Annotated in this window: 15 protein-coding genes, 1 tRNA gene and 2 pseudogenes; 10 read left to right on the top strand and 8 right to left on the bottom strand. The window is 71.8% G+C overall.

Annotation, left to right across the window (positions count from 1 at the left end):
* Positions 1-18 precede the first annotated feature (18 nt).
* The 4 genes from eboE to ACIQ9E_RS02860 all read left to right on the top strand — a co-directional run bounded on the left by eboE (position 19) and on the right by ACIQ9E_RS02860 (position 4,084).
* On the top strand, positions 19-1,191 hold the full coding sequence (eboE, locus tag ACIQ9E_RS02845) for a metabolite traffic protein EboE (protein ID WP_403700884.1): 1,173 nt from the start codon (positions 19-21) through the stop codon (positions 1,189-1,191).
* Positions 1,188-2,603 (top strand): nucleotide pyrophosphatase/phosphodiesterase family protein, encoded by a 1,416-nt coding sequence (locus ACIQ9E_RS02850; protein WP_403700887.1) that lies wholly within the window; start codon positions 1,188-1,190, stop codon positions 2,601-2,603. The genes eboE and ACIQ9E_RS02850 overlap by 4 nt, the downstream gene beginning before the upstream one ends.
* Positions 2,604-2,605: 2 nt before the next feature.
* A complete protein-coding gene (locus tag ACIQ9E_RS02855; protein ID WP_403700890.1) occupies positions 2,606-3,769 on the top strand; it encodes a sugar phosphate isomerase/epimerase family protein in 1,164 nt (387 codons plus the stop codon).
* Between the two features lie 227 nt (positions 3,770-3,996).
* Positions 3,997-4,084: transfer RNA gene (locus tag ACIQ9E_RS02860), tRNA-Leu, on the top strand.
* A 257-nt stretch (positions 4,085-4,341) separates the two neighbouring features.
* Here ACIQ9E_RS02860 and ACIQ9E_RS02865 read toward each other — a convergent pair.
* Both ACIQ9E_RS02865 and ACIQ9E_RS02870 read right to left on the bottom strand, forming a co-directional pair.
* Positions 4,342-5,472, bottom strand: coding sequence for a glycosyltransferase family 4 protein (locus tag ACIQ9E_RS02865; protein ID WP_403700893.1), 1,131 nt, complete (start codon positions 5,470-5,472; stop codon positions 4,342-4,344).
* 68 nt (positions 5,473-5,540) lie between these two features.
* Complete coding sequence (locus tag ACIQ9E_RS02870) at positions 5,541-6,611, bottom strand: fatty acid desaturase family protein (RefSeq protein ID WP_403700896.1); 1,071 nt, start codon at positions 6,609-6,611, stop codon at positions 5,541-5,543.
* Between the two features lie 426 nt (positions 6,612-7,037).
* Between ACIQ9E_RS02870 and ACIQ9E_RS02875 the strand changes: the two genes are divergently transcribed.
* Positions 7,038-7,721, top strand: coding sequence for a DsbA family protein (locus tag ACIQ9E_RS02875; protein ID WP_403700899.1), 684 nt, complete (start codon positions 7,038-7,040; stop codon positions 7,719-7,721).
* Positions 7,722-7,848: 127 nt separating this feature from the next.
* On the opposite strand, the gene ACIQ9E_RS02880 is transcribed toward ACIQ9E_RS02875, so the two are convergent.
* On the bottom strand, positions 7,849-9,207 hold the full coding sequence (locus ACIQ9E_RS02880; protein ID WP_403700902.1) for a cytochrome P450: 1,359 nt from the start codon (positions 9,205-9,207) through the stop codon (positions 7,849-7,851).
* Between the two features lie 503 nt (positions 9,208-9,710).
* On the opposite strand from ACIQ9E_RS02880, the gene ACIQ9E_RS02885 reads away from it, so the two are divergent.
* Positions 9,711-12,479, top strand: a complete 2,769-nt coding sequence (locus ACIQ9E_RS02885) for a hypothetical protein (protein ID WP_403700905.1) — start codon at positions 9,711-9,713, stop codon at positions 12,477-12,479.
* 141 nt (positions 12,480-12,620) lie between these two features.
* Here ACIQ9E_RS02885 and ACIQ9E_RS02890 read toward each other — a convergent pair.
* Both ACIQ9E_RS02890 and ACIQ9E_RS02895 read right to left on the bottom strand, forming a co-directional pair.
* Positions 12,621-12,823: pseudogene (locus ACIQ9E_RS02890) on the bottom strand (hypothetical protein); the annotation flags it as partial.
* An 88-nt stretch (positions 12,824-12,911) separates the two neighbouring features.
* Positions 12,912-13,376: a GNAT family N-acetyltransferase gene (locus tag ACIQ9E_RS02895; RefSeq protein WP_403700907.1), complete on the bottom strand. Its 465-nt coding sequence runs from the start codon at positions 13,374-13,376 to the stop codon at positions 12,912-12,914.
* Positions 13,377-13,426: 50 nt separating this feature from the next.
* Between ACIQ9E_RS02895 and ACIQ9E_RS02900 the strand changes: the two are divergent.
* Together ACIQ9E_RS02900 and ACIQ9E_RS02905 are read left to right on the top strand one after the other, a co-directional pair.
* A pseudogene (locus ACIQ9E_RS02900) lies at positions 13,427-13,693 on the top strand (IS5/IS1182 family transposase); the annotation flags it as partial.
* A 125-nt stretch (positions 13,694-13,818) separates the two neighbouring features.
* Positions 13,819-14,133: a hypothetical protein gene (locus tag ACIQ9E_RS02905; RefSeq protein ID WP_403701368.1), complete on the top strand. Its 315-nt coding sequence runs from the start codon at positions 13,819-13,821 to the stop codon at positions 14,131-14,133.
* A 204-nt stretch (positions 14,134-14,337) separates the two neighbouring features.
* Here ACIQ9E_RS02905 and ACIQ9E_RS02910 read toward each other — a convergent pair whose 3' ends face one another.
* Together ACIQ9E_RS02910 and ACIQ9E_RS02915 are read right to left on the bottom strand one after the other, a co-directional pair.
* Complete coding sequence (locus ACIQ9E_RS02910) at positions 14,338-15,180, bottom strand: hypothetical protein (protein ID WP_403700909.1); 843 nt, start codon at positions 15,178-15,180, stop codon at positions 14,338-14,340.
* Between the two features lie 46 nt (positions 15,181-15,226).
* The gene (locus ACIQ9E_RS02915) at positions 15,227-16,066 is read right to left on the bottom strand and encodes a hypothetical protein (RefSeq protein WP_403700912.1); all 840 of its coding nucleotides are present in this window, start codon (positions 16,064-16,066) and stop codon (positions 15,227-15,229) included.
* Positions 16,067-16,643: 577 nt separating this feature from the next.
* On the opposite strand from ACIQ9E_RS02915, the gene ACIQ9E_RS02920 reads away from it, so the two are divergent.
* Both ACIQ9E_RS02920 and ACIQ9E_RS02925 read left to right on the top strand, forming a co-directional pair.
* Entirely contained in the window at positions 16,644-17,717 is a 1,074-nt protein-coding gene (locus ACIQ9E_RS02920) for a radical SAM protein (RefSeq protein WP_403700915.1), read from the top strand.
* The gene (locus tag ACIQ9E_RS02925) at positions 17,718-18,956 is read left to right on the top strand and encodes a hypothetical protein (RefSeq protein ID WP_403700918.1); all 1,239 of its coding nucleotides are present in this window, start codon (positions 17,718-17,720) and stop codon (positions 18,954-18,956) included.
* Here the strand turns inward: ACIQ9E_RS02925 and ACIQ9E_RS02930 are convergent.
* Positions 18,946-19,935, bottom strand: coding sequence for an endonuclease/exonuclease/phosphatase family protein (locus ACIQ9E_RS02930; protein ID WP_403700920.1), 990 nt, complete (start codon positions 19,933-19,935; stop codon positions 18,946-18,948). The two genes, ACIQ9E_RS02925 and ACIQ9E_RS02930, sit on opposite strands and share 11 nt — an antisense overlap.
* Positions 19,936-20,083: the final 148 nt, after the last annotated feature.

Raw genomic sequence — 20,083 nt, forward strand, 5'->3', positions numbered from 1 at the left:
GAAGGGGGCCGACGTCACGTGCGCTTCCGCCATCCCGACGGCTCCACCGTCCACCTCGCCTACTGCACCAACGTCCACCCCGCCGAAACCCTCGACGGCGTCGTCGCCCAGCTCCGCGACCACTGCGAACCGGTCCGCCGGCGCCTCGGCCGGGACCGGCTCGGCATCGGCCTCTGGCTGGCCAGGGACGCCGCCCGCGCCCTGGTCACCGACCCCGCCGCGCTGCGCGGACTCCGCGCGGAACTGGACCGGCGCGGTCTGGAGGTCGTCACCCTCAACGGCTTCCCCTACGAGGGCTTCGGCGCCGAGGAGGTGAAGTACCGCGTCTACCGGCCCGACTGGACCGAGCCCGAACGCCTCGCCCACACCACCGACCTCGCCCGGCTGCTGGCCGCGCTGCTGCCGGACGACGTCACCGAGGGCACCATCTCCACCCTGCCGCTCGCCTGGCGCACCGGTTTCGACGCCGCCGCCGCCGACACCGCCCACCGGGCCCTCGGCACCCTCGCGGAGCGGCTCGACGCGCTGGAGGAGCTGACCGGAAAGGCGATCCGGATCGCCCTCGAACCCGAGCCCGGCTGCACCGTGGAGACCACCGCCGACGCGATAGCCCCGCTCGCCGCGATCGGCTCCCCCCGGATCGGCCTCTGCGTCGACACGTGTCATCTCGCCACGTCCTTCGAAGACCCGGCGGTCGCCTTCGCCGCCGTCGCCGCCGCCGGGATCACCGTCCCCAAGGCCCAGCTCTCCGCCGCCCTGCACGCCGAATCACCCCACCTCCCCGGCGTCCGGGAGGCCCTGGCCGCCTTCACCGAACCGCGCTTCCTCCACCAGACCCGCACCCGCACCCCGGACGGCCTGCTGCACGGCACCGACGACCTCGACGAGGCGGTACGGCCGGACGGCCCGCTGCCCGTGACCGGCCCCTGGCGCTCCCACTTCCACGTACCGCTGCACAGCCCGCCCGCGCCCCCGCTCGCCTCCACCCTCCCGGTCCTGCGCGAGGCACTCGCCCACCTCGTGGGCGCCGAACCCCTCACCCGCCATCTGGAGGTCGAGACGTACACCTGGCAGGCGCTCCCGCCCGAACTGCGCCCCCGCAGCCGTACCCAGCTCACCGAGGGCATCGCCGCCGAACTCGTCCTCGCCCGCGACCTCCTCACCGACCTCGGCCTGAAGGAGCTGCCGTGACCGGCCCGCAGCCCACCCCGCTCCTCGTCCTGGACGTCGTCGGCCTCACCCCGCGCCTCCTGGAGCACATGCCCCACCTGCGCCGACTCGGTGAGGAGGGCTCCCGGGCGCCCCTGTCGACGGTGCTGCCCGCGGTCACCTGCGCCGCCCAGTCCACCTTCCTCACCGGAGCGCTCCCCGCCGAACACGGCATCGTCGGCAACGGCTGGTACTTCCGCGAACTGGGCGACGTCCTGCTCTGGCGCCAGCACAACGGGCTGGTGGCCGGGGACAAGCTGTGGGATGCGGCCCGCCGCGCCCACCCCGGCTATACGGTCGCCAACATCTGCTGGTGGTACGCGATGGGCGCCGACACGGACTTCACGGTCACTCCGCGTCCGGTGTACTACGCGGACGGCCGCAAGGAACCCGACTGCTACACCCGCCCGCCCGGCCTCCACGACGAGCTGACCTCGAAGCTGGGCACCTTCCCCCTGTTCCGCTTCTGGGGCCCGGGCGCGGACCTGGTCTCCAGCCAGTGGATCATCGACGCCACCCGGCACATCATGGCCACCCGCCGGCCCGATCTGACCCTCTCCTACCTCCCGCATCTCGACTACGACCTCCAGCGGTACGGCCCCGACGACCCCCGCTCCCACCGGGCCGCCGCCGAACTCGACACGGCGCTGGCCCCGCTCCTCGACGACGCCCGCCGCGCGGGCCGGACCGTGGTCGCGCTCTCCGAGTACGGCATCACCCGGGTCTCCCGGCCCGTCGACATCAACCGCGCCCTGCGCCGCGCCGGGCTCCTGGAGGTCCACACCCAGGACGGTATGGAGTACCTCGACCCGATGGCCTCCCGCGCCTTCGCCGTCGCGGACCACCAGATCGCGCACGTCTATGTGAAGCGCCCCGAAGACCTTCCGGCGGTACGGGAGGCCCTCACCGGCCTCGCCGGGCTCGAACGCCTCCTCGACGACGAGGGCAAGAAGGAACACGGCCTCGACCATCCGCGCTCCGGCGAACTGGTCGCGATCGCCGAGCCGGACGCCTGGTTCACCTACTACTACTGGCTGGACGACGCCCGCGCCCCCGACTTCGCGCAGCTCGTCGAGATCCACCGCAAGCCCGGCTACGACCCGGTCGAACTCTTCATGGACCCGAACGATCCGTATGTACGCCTCCGGGCGGCGGGCGCGCTGGCCCGCAAGAAGCTCGGTATGCGCTACCGGATGGCGGTCGTCCCCCTCGACCCGTCCCCGGTCCGGGGCAGCCACGGCCGCCTCCCCGCGAGCGACGACGAAGGTCCGCTCCTCCTGTGCTCCACCCCCCGCGCCGTCGGTGACCGGATCGCGGCCACCGATGTGAAGTCCCTGCTGCTGCGGCTCGCCGGCCTGCCCGCCGACGACCGCACCCCGCCCGAAAGCGAGTAACCGTGTCCTTCTTCAGATCATCCGGATCCGACGACTCCCTGCGCCGCGCCCTGGGCGTCGAGCGCCGACGCTTCCTCTCGACGTGTACGGCGGTGGGCGCCGCGGCGATAGCCGCACCCGTCTTCGGCGCGTCCCCCGCCCTGGCCCACGGCCGCGGCCGGGACGACGACCACGGGCACGGGCACGGCCGCAAGGAACTGGTCCCGTCCCACAAGCGGGGCCTGATCCTCTACACCGTGCGCGACGCCATCGGCCGCGACCCCGGCGCGAGCGACCTGCCCTCCGGTTTCCGGGAGGTCTTCCGTACGCTCTCTCGCTACGGCTACCGCCAGGTCGAGTTCGCGGGCTACGGCCAGCACGCCAACGCCCCCGGCGGCGCCAATCTGGACACCGTGGCCGGCGCCCGTCTGCTCCGCTGCTGGCTGGACGACTACGGCCTGCGGGCCCAGGGCAGCCACGGCTTCATCCCCGCCTCCTGGCCGCTGAGCACCCCCGACCTCGACCGCTTCAAGCACGCCCTGGAGGTCGCGAACATCCTCGGCATGGACCATATGGGCACCGGCGGCGACCCGACCTGGGGCTCCACCAAGGCCGAGTGGGACGCGGCGGCCGACAAGTGGAACGCGATGGGCGCGATCGCCCGCCGCGCCGGCATCAAGCTCTACACCCACAACCACGACACGGCCTACGACTTCCTCCTGGACGGCGGCCCCGCGGACGCCCAGGGCCGCCCGACCCGCAGCTCCGGCATCCGCAAGCTGGAGTACTTCCTGAAGTGCACGGACCCGAAGAACGTCTGGCTGGAGATGGACATCTTCTGGGCGCATGTGGCCCGCTACAAGTTCCACACCTACACCGCCCACGACGGCACCCCGGTCCGCAGCGTCTTCGACCCGGCCCGTCTGGTCTCCCGCAACAGCAAGCGGTACCCGCTGTTCCACGCCAAGGACGGCGTGGTGAACACCAACAGCGGCAACGGCTACGACATGGTCCCCTTCGGCACGGGCGATATCGACTACCGCACCTTCTTCACCCGGGTCGGCAATATGAACCACCACAACCCGATGGTCGAACAGGACAACGCCCCGAGCGGTACGTCCCCCGGCCAGTCCCTGGACTACGCCCGCACCGGCTACGACAACCTCGCGGCCCTCCGCCGCCGCTGATGCCCGCGCGTTTACCCCCGCCCCACCGCGTGCGGGCGCCCGGCCCGGGACCGGCCGCCCGCACGCACCCGATCACCGACCGTGACGCCCTCTGGACACGGCGTCCCGCCCCCGCTTCCCGTCTCCGCACCGCACTGACCACGGAAAACGCGGTCGATGAGCACGTCAAACCCCTGGTATTGTTGTCTCTGTCGCCACGGGGAGAGACCCCCGGGGCGGTCACCTGAGTCCGGGTGGCGGAATGGCAGACGCGCTAGCTTGAGGTGCTAGTGCCCTTTATCGGGCGTGGGGGTTCAAGTCCCCCCTCGGACACCAGTAAAAACCCCAGTTGACCTGGGGTTTTTCGCGTTTTTCAGCCGAGGTGTGAGCAATGGCCGCCACGTGGGGAAGGCGGGCAGGGGGAGACGGCCGTCAGTTGCCGGCAGGCCGTTCCTTACGGGCAGCGGTGCACCCGGGCGCGGCCGTACCTTGCCCGAGCCCGCTCAGGAACGGTCGGGGCAGGTGTGGGGAGAGATCCGGACGGGAACGCCCTGCACCGGGTCGCGACCCGTCGTCGCCCGGCCGCCGATCCGCTATCGCGCGGGCCCCGACGTCTCCGCGATGGCCAGCCGGTAGTGGTCGATGAGCCGGTCGCCGATCGCCTCCCAGCTGCGTTCCACCACCGCGGCGCGGCCCGCCCGGCCCAGCTCCAGCCGTAGGTCCCGGTTCCGGGCGAGCCTTTCCACCGCGTCCCGGAATTCTCCGGCCGCACCGGGCGGGACCAGTAATCCGGTGTGTTCCGGACGGACGAGGTCCAGCGGGCCGCCGGCCGCCGGGGCGACGACGGGCAGGCCGCTCGCCATGGCCTCCTGGATGGTCTGGCCGAAGGTCTCGAACGGGCCCGCGTGGACGAATACGTCGAACGAGGCGTAGAGGCGGGCGAGTTGCTGCCCGGTCCTGATACCCAGGAAGACCGCCTCCGGGAGTGCGGCTTCCAGCCGGGACCGGCAGGGCCCCTCTCCGACGATCACCAGCCGTACGCCCGGGATCCGCGACACTTCCGCCAGCCGGTCGATCTGCTTCTCCGCGGCCAGCCGCCCGACGTACCCGACCAGCACCTCCCCGTGGGGGCCGAGGCGGCGGCGCAGGGGCTCGTCGCGGTGGCGGGGGTGGAACCGTACACAGTCCACGCCACGGGGCCAGAGGTGGACCCGGGGAACACCGTGTGCCTCCAGGGCGCGGAGCGACGCCCGGGAGGGCGCCAGCGTCCGGGTGGCCGCGTGGACGCGCCGGAGCTGCCACCAGGCCAGCCGTGCTCCGGCTTGGCGTGCCAGCGGCAGATAGGTCCGGGCGTAGGCGGCCAGATCCGTCTGGAACACCGCCACGACGGGGACTCCGGCCCGCCCGGCCGCGGCCCCGCCGGCCGCCCCGAGCACGAACGGGGCGGCCAGGTGGACCACATGAGGACGGTGCCGTGCGATGGCGCCGGCCACCTGCCGCCCGGGCAGTGCGATCCGTACCTCCGGATAACCGGGCAGTGGTACGGACGGAACACGGATCACCTCGTAGCCGGACACCTCCTCGGGGCGCGTACCCCCGCGGCGCCGGGCGGCCGGAGCGACCACGAGCGGGACATGGCCGCGGGCCACGAGATGTTCGGCCGCCCGGAGCACACTGTGGGCGACACCGTTGACCTGTGGCGCGAAGGACTCGGCGACGATCACGACACGAAGCCTGTTCCCGGATGCCGGGACCCCGGAGGCAGGCCCCGCGGCCCCGGGCAGCGCCTGGGTCACCCGGCGCTCCCGGCTTCGGAGGCCGCCGGGCGGGCCGGGCCCGGGTCGATCGACCGGCCGACGGCACGCAGATCCCGGAGGATCTCCCGGAACGAGTCGGCCGGGTCGGCTTCGCAGTACTCCACGCCGATCTCCGCGCAGTAGTCGCGCACGATGCGCGACGCGGGACGCAGGGCCACCACCGGCATGGACGGGAAGAGGTGGTGTTCGATCTGGTAGCCGAGGCCGCCGAACACGAAGTGCACGAAGCGTCCGGCCCGCAGATTCCGCGACGGCAGGACCTGCCGGCGCAGGAAGTCCGGGGGCACCGCGTCCGGGCCGGTCATCGGCATGCCCTTGTGGTTGGGCGCGAAGACGCACCCCAGGTAAACGCCGAGTACGGCTGCGCACACCGCGACGAAGGCCAGTGCCTGGAGCGGTGACAGGACGACGAGCAGCAGCACCGCTGCCAGGAGGTAGTGCAGTACGGCGAGAGTCCGCTCCAGGACGGGATATCGCACCGACCCCCGGGTCAGGGTCAGCCAGGTGGCGACGGCCAGCCCCAGCGCCTGCAAGGTCAGCAGCGGAAAGAACAACTCCGCCTGGTATCTGGCGACGAGACGCCTGACTCCCGTGGTCCGGTTCGCCTGCTCGGCGGTCCGGACGAAGAGGATGGAGTCGGCGGCCGGATCGTGCCCCTCGCGGTTGGGGTGAGCGTGGTGCCGGTTGTGGTCGTCCACCCACCACCCGTAGCTCATACCGACGATCAGGTTCCCGAGGAAGATGCCCGCCAGGTCTCCCCTGCGCCGGTCGGCGAACACCGCGCGATGGGCGACATCATGGCCGAGAAGCGCCCATTGGCCGAGCAGAAGGGCGAACAGGGGCGCCAGGCAGAGCTGCCACCAGCTCGCGCCCACCGCCACGAAAGCCGTCAGCAGCGCGACCAGGGCGACGAGCAGCCCGGCGGTCCGGCATGCGTAGTACAGCGGACGCTTCCGCAGCAGGCCGGCGTCGGCAATCCGCCGGTGCAGCTCGGTGAAATCGCTGTGCCGGGCAGTGCCCGCGCCGACGGTGTCCGGACCGGCCATGCCACCATCCCCCCTCTGGGCTCCGTGGACGCTTCGGCGGACGGCGATCGCGGTGATTGCCGTTACTGCTGTGACCGCCGTGACCGCGGAACCAAAACCTGGAATGACTAGCTCCACTTTTACGCATGAGCAGGTATCTGCCCTGGCGCCACTCGGAGCCCGTACGGGAAAGCGACTCAATACCGTATCGGGCGGCGTCGAGCCGGCGTCAAGTGCGCGGCGCCGGATTGGCGCTGTTTCGCCGCTCCGGCGAGCAGGGGTCCGTAGTTCCGAACTCTTCTCAACGCGGCCTGCGGATCCGGGTTTCCACCGTGTGGCCGAAAATCCGGGCACCAGGAGGCCGGAAGGTCATATAGTCCGCCCGGTCGGCGTATGAAGTGGGGGACTATGGGAGTTCGGGGTGCGAGACGGACGGGCGTCGCGGTTGTGACGGGGGCGCTGCTGCTCGTCGGCTGTGTCCGGGCGGACCGGGTCGAGCCCGTACGGGCCGAGGACTTGCCGCCTGCCTATGTCTTCGACGACGAGTTGCCGGAGAGTCTGGGTGCGGACGGTACGACCATCACCGTGGGCGATCCCGGTGCCGGGGTGGCCGTCCAGGTGTATGTGGATCCCCGGTGCCCGGTGGTCGAGAGGTTCGAGCTGAGTGACGGTGCGGAGGTGCTGCGGAGCCGGACCCGTGAGCGCCGGGTGAAGACGGAGTACACCCTGGCGTCGTTCCGCGACGACAGGCTGGGGGGCGACGGGTCGAAGCGGGCGGTCAACGCACTGCGGGCGGCGCTGGACGCGAAGCTGTTCACCGAGTACCACGAGGTGGTCTTCCGGCACCGGGCCCAGGCCGAGTCCTCGGGCGGGTACACCACGGAGTACCTGTTGGAACTGGCCGATCAGGTACCGGGTCTGCGCAGCGAGAAGTTCGATGCCGCCGTCACCGGCATGAGCCACCGGGACTTCGTCGTACGCTCCCAGGCGGCCTACGAGTCCGCCTACCGCGACGAACCCGGCGGACCCGGCACTCCCACGGTCGCCGTCAACGGAAAGCAGGTCTCCGGGGAGCGTTTCGACGCGATCTTCGACTGGGACCTGCTCGACCCCATCCTGACCCGGGGGTAGGCGATCTCGCCTCCCGGCGGCGGGTCCCGGGTGGCGTACCGCGGATCTCCCGGTCCGGACGGATCCGGGCCGGGAGTCCCCGTTCATGAGGTCCGGCTCCCCGCCGGGGGGTCCCACGGACCGGTCATCAGGTCCCCGCGTGCCGGGCGGCGGCCCGCAACCTCAGCCCCGACGGGCCCAGGATCGCGCCCGAGGCCGGGCGGACCGCCGAGGGGTCCACGGCCAGCAGGCGCCAGCGGGCCGCGATGTTCGCCAGGGCCATGGTGATCTCGTTGATCGCGAAGGTCTCGCCCATGCAGCCACGGGCGCCCCCGCCGAACGGGAGGATCGCGGGGAGGACGCCCCTGCGGACCGGCTCCAGGCCCTTGTTCTCCCAGCGCGACGGATCGAAACGCCCGGGATCGGGGTGGAGTTCACCGGAGCGGTGGACGAGGTAGGGGCTGATCACCACATTCGTGCCGGCCGGGACGAGGTGGCCGCCCAGCTCGGTATCCGTACTGACCTTGCGGGTGAACAGCCAGATCGGCGGGTACAGGCGCAGGGTCTCGGTGATGATCCGCCGGGTGAGCGCCAGCCGGTCCAGATCGCCGTACCCGACCGCGGTCCGGCCGCCCAGGACGCTGTCGACCTCCGCATGGAAGGCCCTTTCGATCCGCCGGTCCGTGGAAATGCGGTGCAGGGCCCAGGAGATGGTGATGGCGATGGTGTCCGTGGCCCCGAAGAAGAACGTGATCGCTGCGTCGTTGAGTTCCGTGTCGGTGAGACCCTCGCCGGTGGTGGCCAGCAGCATCGACAGCAGATCGCCGTGGTCCTCCCCGGTGCGCCGGTACTCGGTTATGACACCGTCGATGGTGCTGCGCAGCCGGGCCCTGCTGCGGTCGTAGCGTCGTTTGCCGGGGGTGGGGATCCGGTCGAGCGGTGCGGGGAGGAGCATCCGGCGGTAGACGCCGCGGCTGACGGTGGCCAGATCCCTCGGGGTTTTCACGAGCGAGGGCGACGACAGATGCCCGGCGAAGAAGGCGGCGACGCCGGTCCGGGCGGCGACGGTCGTCATATCGGCCAGGATGTCGATCTCCTGCCCGTCGGACCAGGCGTCGGTCACCCGGGCCGTCTGTTCGCACATGATCCGGGCGTAGGCCGTGTGACGGGCCGGGCTGAAGGCCGGCTGGGCGACTCTCCGCAGCCGGCGGTGTTCGCTGTACGGACAGGTCACCACCCCGTCGCCCAAGACCTCGCGGGTCCGCTCGTACACCGGGCCGCCCTTGTCGAAGGTCCTGTCGTCCATCAGCACCTGATGGATCAGTTCGGGTGTGGTGACCACGACGGCCCTGAACGGCCCCATCTTGATATCGACGAGGTCACCGTGGGCGGGCAGCGCGGCGAAGAATCCCAGCGGGTCCTTGAGCATGCTCGCTGCGTGCCCGAGGAGCGGGAGCGCGCCGGGAGCCGGATTCCTGCCGGGCGTACGGGGGATTGCCGTGGACATGGAGCCTCCTGGAGGGTCATCGGCCACGCCGCGCCCGGGGGTGCAACCGGCTGCCCCGAGGGGTCCGGAGGTCCTTGAGCGCGGCGGGCCGGAATGAGCCGGGACCGGTGGAGCAGAGCCGGGGGAGGGGGCGGGGCGGGGCCGCTGTGGCCGTGGGGCCGGGGGAGCAAAGGCTGTAGCCATGCCACCCCCAAGGGGTTTCCGGTTCAGCGGAATGGGGCGCACGTTCCTGGCGCGTCGCGCCCCGGACAGCTTTTTCCCGGGGCGCGGGGCATCACCTTAAGGACGCGCGGTTACCCGTCGGTATGGCGGGAACCTCACGTTTTTCCGTGCGTATTCGGTGCGAACCACCGAACCGGCCGAACGGCCGGTCATGCCGGACGGTTCTCCGCAATGGCGCCGGTGAGGCAACCGATGACGGTGCGTCACCCTCTCCCGTGACGGGGGGTGCCCCTGGGGACTCCGGGGTGCCGAAGTTTCACCGACGACGAGGAGACACGATCGTGAGACTGGTCTCACGTGCGCTGACGGCTGCCGCCGTGGCCGTGGCGCTGGCGGCGGGTGCGCCGGGGTCGGCGCATGCGCAGCCGACCGCCGCATCGATACCCGGGGCGCCTCCGGGCGCCGCAGCGGATCAACGGCTGCCGGACGGCTGGCGGATGGGGAGCGGGGAACTGGTCTGGAGTTCGCCCGTGCCCGTGGGCATGGGCGGCGCCCTGGTCGAGTTCCGGTCGGGGGAGCGGACCCTCGGTGTTCCGGCCGCCTCCCCCGACCACCGGACCTTCCGGCTCCGTATCGACACCTCGACGATCGGGCCGGTGGACGAGCTTCAGGTGAAGGCCGGTTCACGGCGGCTGGACGCCGCTGCGGAGAATCGTTCCGCCGACCGGCGGCGCGCACCGGACGCCGTCACCACCCCGGCCCCGCTGCCCGCCGGGGTCGACCCGGGTGTCGCGGGCAAGTACCGCACCACCAGCGGCGAGTATGCCCTGAAGCCGGTCGGGCTGCCCGGCTACCAGGAGCCTGTGGAGATGCGCGCCACGGTCGTCGGCCCGGTGGACGCTCCCGGCAAGCGCCCCTTGGCGCTCTTCCTCCACGGCCGCCACGCCACCTGCTACGAGCCCGGTTCGGAGATGCCGAACCTCATATGGCCGTGCCCGCCGGGGCAGAAGGAGATACCGAGCTACCGCGGCTATCTGCACGACCAGAGGCTTCTGGCCTCCCAGGGCTATGTGACGGTCTCCATCTCCGCGAACGGCGTCAACGCGCAGGACGGCTGGAAGCCCGACCACGGGGCGCAGGCCCGTTCGTCCCTGGTACGCCGGCATCTGGCCCGCTGGGCGGAGTGGGGTGCGAAGCCTGCGACGGCGCCCGCCGCGGTACGTGCGACGAAGGCGGCCGATCTCTCGAAGGTCCTGCTCGTCGGCCACTCCCGGGGTGGCGAGGGCGTCAACCGGGCGGCCTTCGACAGCGTCTCCCCGGCGCCCCCCGCCGAGGACGGCTACCGGGGCCCGGTGAGCTGGCGGATCCGCGGCACCGTGCTGATCGGCCCTACGATCTTCGGCCACAACCCGGCGCCCGATGTGCCCTCCATGACGATCCTGCCGGGCTGCGACGGCGATGTGTCCGATCTTCAGGGGCAGATGTACCTCGACGCCGCCCGGGGCATCGGCCGCGGCAAGGCGCTGCACAGCGCGGTGTACATGGTCGGGGCCAACCACAACTACTTCAACTCGGAGTGGACTCCGGGCCAGACCGAGGCACCGGCCCACGACGACGTCTGGGACGACCAGGACCCGCTCTGTTCGGCCCAGGCGAAGTCCCGGCTGACCGCCGGACAGCAGCAGACCGCCGGCAGCACCTATATCGCCGCCGCGGCGCGCCTGTTCCTCGCGGGCGACGACCGGGTCCGCCCGCTCCTCGACGGTTCGGACCGCCGTGCGCCCTCCGCCGACCCGGCACGGGTGCTGACCCACGCCGTCGGCGGAAACCGCACCGCGGCGATCCTGCCCGACGCCCCGCTGTCGGTGACCAACGGGCGGGTCTGCGACCAGATCACCTCGGACAGCGCCCGAGCCTGTCTGCGGCGGTCCGAGACCGGTGTGTCGCCGCACTTCGCCCAGTGGGGGTTCGCCGCCGACGAGCCGGGCCGCAAGGCGGTCCGGGCGGACTGGACCGGGCCGGGCACCCCGGTGAAGCTGGCGCCGGGGCGCGCCTTCTCCCTGGCGGGCTCCGAGGCACTCGCGCTCCGGGTGGCCGTACCGCCGAACAGCTCGGGCACCCGCCTGGACATCGCCGTCACCGACACCTCCGGCAAGCGCGTGCGCCTCGGCCGGGTCGCCGTCGACGGCGTCCCCGGTACCGGTGCCACGTCCTCGCACTGGGCGCGTGAACTCCGCGTCCCGCTGAAGGCGGCCACGGCGGCCGGTGTCGACGTGAAGCGGATCCGGTCGGTGGAACTCACTCCGCGCAGCACCACCGGCAGTCTGTGGCTGGTGGACGCCTGGGGCTGGCGTCCCGGCACTCCGGCAGTGAATCCGGTACCGCTCCCGCGGCTGGACGTCAGCATGCGGACGGTCAAGGAGGGGGACTCCGGCACCCGTACCCACCAGGTGTCCCTCCGGGCCGGCGGCAAGGGCAGCAGCGTGGTCAAGCTCGGCGTTCTCGACCTGAAGACGTACGAGACCGCGGTCCGCACCGTGAAGGTGAAGGCCGGTGCCCCGGTGACCGTGCCGGTCACGGTCAACGGCAACACCCGCTTCTCCGAGGACGTCCACTACGAAGTGACCGCCAAGGCCGTACGCGGCGGGGCGGTCGGCGGCGCCATCGGCGGCGTCCTGGTCGAGAACGACGACCCCGAGCCGGAGATCAGCGCGGCCCCGGTCGCGGACTCGGTCACCGAGGGCGCGCCGCTGAGGTGGAAGGTTCAGCTGTCCGCACCCGCCGACACCCGCTTCGAGACCCGGTTCCTCTTCCTGCCGACCGGCGGGGCACCGGAGCTGTCCACCAAGGACGTCGACCCGGAGTGGCTGGCCCTTCAGGGTGCACGCCCCGATCCGGAGCTGCCCCTGTCGGAGGCCGGTCCCTGGGTCTGGGTCTCCGTTCCCGCGGGTGAGACCAGCGTCGAGGTGCCCGTGCCCACGATCACCGACGCGCTGACCGAGCCGGCGGAGTCCGTCCGGATGCAGTTGGGTGTCTACCAGCCGCACGACGGTACGTGGACGGACGGCCAGATCGTCACCGGTCGGGTCACCGACCCGCAGCAGCGCTGACACCAGGGGTTCCGTGCAGTAACGCACCACTCCGCCCGATGGCACCGGCCCCCGCCCCGGGGGCCGGTGCCATCGGCACAAGGGCCCTGCGCACGGCGTACGGAGCCGACCGCGGCCGGAGCACGTCCAAGGACTGTCCCGGACTCCGTCAGGGCGTTTGTGGAGCAGTGCGTCACCGACGCCGACGAAGGGGAGTTCCGGAGGCCCGGGGCCGGTGCGATCCACCCATTGGCGTCGTCCATCCATGGGGTGGCCCGGCACAGCTCGAAGCCGAGCTGGAGCAGGGTTCGTCCGTGCTCAGGGGGGACCCGGACCCGGAGGGGACGCCGTTGTGACGAGAGCCCTCAGGTTGAACCCGTACCCGTACCCGTAGTACGACCACGACCGACGAACACCTGCGCAAGGTCGTCAACAGGGCCGACGTCGCCCGAGTCAGGCAACGGCCTGACGGTAGATCTGCCGTGAGCCGCCGTCCGGGCCTGGACCGGTGGCCTCGGCCGGGGTGAAACCGAGATGCTCGTAGAAGACGCGGGCACCACTGGCAACGGCGCCGGGGTGGTCGGCTCCGAAGGTGACCACCTCAATCCTGCCCGGACCCAGCACGAACCTGCGCCTTGCGTCCGCCATCAGTGCCTGACCGATACCCTTCCCGCGTTCCTGCCCGGAGACGACGAGCCAGTCGACGTGGTAGTCCGGGGGCTTGGCGCCGAAGAGCAGTCCGCCGAGGACATCAGATCCCGAGGAGACGGCGACGAGCGCAGTGGACCGGCGAAGGTGCTCTCTCACGGCGCTGTGGAAGCCGGGATCCTCAACCATGGGGCCGAACCAGTGCTCGACCTGGGACGCCAAGCCGAGAATCCCGGGAAAGTCCTGCTCTCGCGCGAGTCTGACAATCATCCCGGCAGTCTGTCAGACGAGTCGGACCCTGCCTGATGCGGCACCAGGAGGCCGTCGGCCGGACCACCGTGATCGCTGACGGCGGCTACCGCCGCACCGGCCCGGTCGTCCCGCACCGCCGCGAGCGCGGGCAGAGCGACCTGCCTGCCTGGAAGGAAGAACACAACGCTTCCCACCGCAGGGTCCGCGCTCGCGTCGGGAACGCCACCGCCCGCGTGAAGTCCAGGAAGACCCTCCACGACTGCCGCTTGAAGGGCGGCGGCGTCCATCACGCGATGAGGGGGATCGCCGGCCTGCGCAACCTCGCCCTCGTGGGGACGAGCAGGCACGCCGGACCCTGCCGGCCCGGCTCGCATCGACCAGGAGATCTCTACGGGACAAGCCGTAGGGTGGTGAATATCAGGATTTCATCGCACCCGTTGGTGAAGGGACCGATCACCCCATGGCGACCAAGCGCACCCCTCCCGTCGTGGTCCTCCACGATGTCGACGCCGTCCACGCGGATCTCCTCGCCGCGCTGGAAACGGACGACCCGTCGTTGCGGCCCGGCCTCCAGGAGGCATTGCGCAGGGTGGAACAGCACCGGCTGCCGACGGACCGGCAGCGGACGGCGGAATGGGTCCGGCGGACCCTGCGCGACGCGGACATCGACCCGGCCCGCGACCAGGTACGCGCCGTGAAAGCGTTGCGCGAGGCCGTCCCCGGACTCGGTCTCATCGCCGCAAACGACCTCGTCAGGACATCCGTACAGGGCTGAACTGCGCTGACGTCCCCTGGATGACATCCGGCGCCGGGGCCCGGTTCCCGCGGCACCCGACATCCGGTGGAACGGGGAAGCTCGTTTCGGCGGTCCGGCTGGGCGCCAAGCGCTCCGGGGACTTCACCTTCCTGCTCAAACGCTGAGCCCTGACCCGGGACTCCCGGGCCTGTCCGGCACGATCCGCCGAACAGGCCCGGCCGTTCAGTCGCCGCCGCACGAGGACGCACCGGCATCGTCGGCCCAGCCGCTCCCGCCGTCACCGGGAGCGCCGGGTTCCGCCGAGGGCGAGCCGCCCTGCCGGCGCGGGCTCGGGGGCGTCGGCCGGTATGCGCCCTTGTCCACCGCGGCGCGGACGGGGTACGGCGGGCCCTCGCCCAAAGCGTCCGCCACCCGCTGCTCGCAGTACCGGTTGAAGCTCCGCCAGCGCCGGGAGTATTCGCCCGGCCACGCCGCGGCAGAGAGCGACAGCACCGCCCAGAGGGGAAACCACAGGAGGATCCACCAGACGGGGTCGCTGCCCAGCGGCGGGAACGGCGTCTGCGAAGCCACCCCGTGCATGTTGATTCCCACGCTCACCACGAACGCGGCGGAGAGCGCGACGGCCCGGGTGCGCTCGGCGTAACGGCGTACATCGGGAACCCCTTGGCCGAGCCGGTTCCGGTACGGGGCGAAATCGTCGTCGTCCAGGATCTCGTAGAGCCGGGCGCCCTGAGCGCCCCGCCGCCGGATGCCCTGGAAGAGCGCGGACAGCACCGGATCGGCCGGTTCCGGAGCGTCCGGTACGGCGGTGAGCACGCCCTCCTCCGAAACCTCCACCGCCCCGCGCAGCTGCAGCAGGTACACGGCCGTCCGCGCGGTCTGCCGCTCGTCACCCACCTGCCGCGCCGCCTCCACCGGCCCGATGCCCTCCCGCCTGATCCGGCGGATGACGGCACGGTCGGCCCGCCCTCTGGCCCGGCTCCAGCAGCCCAGCGCGATGTTGACCGCGACAAAGCCCAGCAGCCACCAGACTGCGAAGAGCGTCTCGTCGATCACCCATCCCATCGGGGCGTCCCCCTTGCTCCCGACCGGCGACCGGGTGTCCGCGGCATCAGTCGCCGCCCCCGCAGCCGCCTCCGCAGGATTCCGCACCGATTTCTTCGGCCCAGCCGCCGTCACGGGATCTCCGGCCCCGCCGTTCCGGACGGACCGGCCTCGGCCCCTGCCGGGCCCGGGACGCCGTCCTGCCCAGCGCCTTGCGGGTCCGGTCCGGAAGCCCCTCCAGCGCGGCGTCCACCCGCTGCCCGCAGTACCGGTTGAAGCTCCGCCAGCGCCGGGTGTTCTCGTCCGGCCACGCCAGTGTGCAGAGCCAGAGCAGACCCGCGACCGGCCACCACACCAGAACCCACAGCGCGGGGTCCCCGCCCAGGAAGGGGAGGCGCACCTCGGCGGCCAGGCCGTGCGCGCTCATACCGAAACTGATACCGCAGGCGGCGAAGGCGGCGACGGTCCGACCGGGCTCCGCGTACCGCCGCACCGGGGGGACGCGCGGTTCGAGCCGGTTCCGGTACGGGGCGAAATCGTCGTCGTCCAGGATCTCGTAGAGCCGGGCGCCCTGAGCGCCCCGCCGCCGGATGCCCTGGAAGAGCGCGGACAGCACCGGGTCGGCCGGTTCGGGAGCGTCGGCCACGGCCGTGACCACGCCCGCGTCCGAAACCCTGACGGCCCCTTGCAGTACGAGGAGCCCGACCGCCGTCCGCGCGGCCTTCCGCTCCTCGCCCACCTGCCACGCCGCCTCGACCGGCCCGATCCCCTCCCGCTTGATCCGCCGGATGGTGACGCGGTCGCCCCACCCGCGGATCAGGCACCAGAGGCCCAGCCCCGCATTGACCGTCGCGAACCCGAGCAACCACCAGACCGCGAATCGCCCCTCGTCGGGCACCCACCCCATCACTGCGTCCCCTCGCTGTCGACCGGCGGCCCTGTACGCATTCGGCGCCCATCGTCATCATTCCAGGGCGATCGGAGCAACGACAGTCGGCTGAGCGGCAGTTGAGGTCGAAGGAGGTTCGCCAACGCGGTATGCGGCAGGCCGTGCAGGCCCCGGAGACCCGACGCCCCGGGGCGAGGTCACCGACGCGCAGGGGGAGCGGCTGCCGGAGGTGCCGCCCCAGGGTGTGGACGGTGACGGATAGAGCGGGCGCGGGCTGCTGCTGGTGGTCGCGCTCGCCGACCGCTGGGAGGGGGAGCCGTACGGGCCCAGCGGCAAGACCGTCTGGGCCGAGACCGGCCTGAGGGCCCGACCGGCCGGGTAGGAGGCCCTCAATGCCGCTCTGAACAGGCATTTTGTCGACCTCATAAAACTTCGGGACGGCCTCTTACGTTCATGCTCATGACAATCTACGGTGGGGCGAAGTCGGACATCACGCCGTTGCTGTCCGCATCTTTCGAAGGTGGAGGCGGCACGGACGCATCCGAAGCTCCGCGAGACTGCCCCACCCTTCACTTCCACCCCGAAGGAGTCGGCGATGGCCGGACTGCTCAATGTCCTGACGGCAACGCAGAAACCGCGAGTCCACCCGTATATCCGGCAGCTGCTCGCCAAGGCGGAGGCACTGCACGGTGCGGACTCGGGGGCGTACCGGGGAATCCACAACCAGTACTTCCGGATGCCCGCACAAGTGCCGGGTGCCGCGCTCAGCGAGCGGCACTACGACGCGCTGGGGGACTTACCGGCGGGGCTGGAGCGGTTGTACCGGCGGGTCGTGGTGGTCGACCTGCTCTCCGCCTGCTCCAGTGAATGCGTCTTCTGCATTCGCGGACTGTACGATCCGCACACCCGCAGCGGATCCGAACTCTCCGCCATCGTCGGTTATCTGGCCGGTGACCCGCATCTGCGCGAGGTGCTGATCACCGGCGGGGACCCGCTGATCTCGCCGAAGAAGCTCGGTGAACTGGTGGACGCGATCGCGGCCGAGGCGCCCGGTATCCAGGTGATCCGGATCGGCACCCGGCTGCCCGTCCAGCAGCCGGCCGCCTTCCGTGAGAACACCTATGACATCTTCCGCCGCCACGCGGACCGCTTCTCCTTCGATATCGCGGTCCAGATCAACCACCCCTTCGAGCTTCAGCCCGAGGCGGTCGACGTCCTGCGGAACCTGAGCCGCTGCGGGGTCCGGGTCTACAGTCAGAACGTCCTGCTGAAGGGGGTCAACGACGATCTGGAGACCCTCACGGAGCTGTACGACCAGCTCCGGACGCTCCGGGTGATACCCCACTACCTCTTCCACGCGGTGCCGATGGTCGGAACCGACGAGTTCCGGACCTCCGTCGCCCGGGGGCTGGACCTGGCCCGGCAGCTCACCGCCAACGGCCGGATCAGCGGGCTCGGAAAGCCGATGTACGCGCTGATGACGGCGGTCGGGAAGGTCGTCCTCTACGAGGACAGCATCCTCGACGACCGGGACGGCCTGCTGACCGTACGCACCGAGTACCGGCTCGACGAGCGGCAGTACTGGAATCCGGGCTACCGGCTGCCGGACGCGGCGACCGTCAGCGCCCGGGGGACGCTGGACGTGCGGTACGTCGACGGTGTCGGCTGAGTGCCCCCGTACCGACAGGTGACGGACTACCGGACCCTGCTGGTGAACAGCCGGGTGGGATGGTGGCTGGTCGCCACCGTCGGCACCCGGCTCGCCGTCTGCACGATTCCCCTCGGAGTCGTCTTCGCCGCCGAGGAGCACACCGGCTCCTACGCCTGGGGCGCCGTCATCGCCTGCGCCTTCGCGGGCGGTGAGGCGATCGGCGCGCCCCGGATGGGCGCCCGCTTCCAGCACCGGCCGCTCCGCCGGGAGCTGGCGGGCGTCTCGGTGGTCCATGCCGTCGCGCTGGTCGCCATGGTCGTCACGCTGTCCCGTGGAATCCCCCTCGCCGCCGCGGCTCTCGCGGCCGTCGGCGGCGCCGCGGCGAGCGGGACCTTCGGCGGACTGCGGACCCTGATCGTCCATCTTGCCCCCGGTTCACGGGAGAAGGCGCTGGCACTCGATGTGATCGTCAATCAGCTCTGCCAGATCGCCGGTCCCGCGCTGGCCGCCGCCTTGGCCGTGGCCTGGACCGCCGACGTACCCCTGCTGATCGTCTGCGGCGGTCTGCTGATCGCCGCCGCATCCGCCGTCAAACTCCCGGAGTCCCTCAGCGCCGGGGAGGGTGGCGGGGGACGGCCCGGGCGGGCCCGCCCGCCGACCTCGGCCGTCGTCCGGGCGATCTGGCCGTCCCTGGTCGTCGCCACGCTGGTGCTGATGCTCCAAGCCGTGCTGGAGGTCGCCCTGCCCGGCATCATCGGCGACCGCGACGGGCCGCCCGCCTGGGCCGGACTGGCCCTCTCCGGGCTCGCGGTCACCAGCATCGTCGGCAGTTTCCTCTACGGCCTGCGGCGCTGGCGCGGCCGCCCGCACCACCACACCCTGGTGCTGTCCGTGGTGTTCGCCCTGATCGTCACCGCCACGGGCCTGATCTCCTCGCCGGTCGTCACCGTCGTCCTGGTCACCGCCTGCGGTTTCTTCCATGCTGCCGCGACCACGTCACGGAGCCTCACGGTCACCGAGGTACTTCCCGCCGAGGACTGGCCCGTGGGCTTCTCCCTGCTCTACTCGTGGGGGGCCGTCGGCTTCACGGTGGCCAGTGGCATCAGCGCCCTGTTCCTCGCGGCGGGCACCGCGGACGCCCTGCTGATCGCGTTCGGTGTCATCGGTCTGGTGGGCTCCGCCCTGACCTGGTGGTTCGAGCGCATCACCCTGGCGGCCGGACCCGGGCGGACGACTGCCACCCGGGTCAGAACCTGACCCCGGCCAGGACCGGCAGATGGTCGCTGCCGGTCCTGCCCAGGGCACGGATATGGACGATCTTCGCGTCCCTGGCCAGGACCTGGTCGATCCGGGCCAGCGGCAGCGACGCCGGCCAGCTGAACGCCAGGGCACCCGCCGGGGCGTGGAGCTGCGAGGTGACGGGCGACAGACCGCGGTCGGCGACGGTGGAGTTCAGATCGCCCATCAGGAGTACCCGGTCCGTCTCCTCGGCCTCGATGGCCCGGCCCAGATAGCGGGCGCTCTCGTCCCGGCGGGCCGTGCCGAAGCCCTCGGTCGGTGACATCCGGACGGACGGGAGGTGCGCCACGTACACCGCGATCGCGCCCTTCGGGGTGTGCGCGGTGGCACGCAGACCGCGCCGCCAGTCCCGGGGCACGTCCTGGGGGCGGATATCGACCGGGCTGACCTCGGTGAGGGGGTGGCGGGACCAGAGGGCGACCGTGCCTTCGACCGCGCTGTGCGGATGGGTGGCGGAGAGGATCTCCCGGTAGGCGGGCAGGGCGGCGGGAGTGACCTCCTCCAGGGCGATCAGATCGGGTTCCGCCTCGACGAGTTTCCGCGCGGTGCCCGCCGGGTCCGGGTTGACGTCGCTCACGTTGTGCTGGAGGGCGGTGAGGTCGTACGGGGTGTCCTCGTCCGCGAACAGGGCGCCGCCGTGGGCGATGAGCCAAGCCGCGCCCGGCAGGGCGCAGGCGGCCAGGGCCGGTACCGAACGGCGCCACAGGGCCACGGCGGCGAGCGGGAGGGCCGCGAGCGGCAGCCACGGCTGGAAGGTCTCCAGCAGACTGCCGAGGCGCGGCCCGGCGTTCGGGACCGGGTCGGGGTAGAGGGACACCAAGGCCAGCAGGGCGGCGAGGATCAGGACGGTCCGCGCCGGGCGCCGGCGGCCGGGGTCCGGCCGGCGGCGCCGGTGCTGCCGGGCGGCGGCTTCCGGGGCCGTACCGTCGGGTGTCATGCGCCGCTCCTTGTCGGGGGAGTGTGGAATCCCCGGGGACGACGTCATCGTACGAACGTGCGGTTCCCGGCGGTGCGGGCGGGGGTGGTCGCGGGCCGCGGGGTGCGGTGAGCGGCAGGCGGGGTGGGACGAGCGGCCCGCCTCGTAT

The organism is Streptomyces sp. NPDC094448, from assembly GCF_044763775.1.
In the GTDB taxonomy this organism is placed as follows: domain Bacteria; phylum Actinomycetota; class Actinomycetes; order Streptomycetales; family Streptomycetaceae; genus Streptomyces.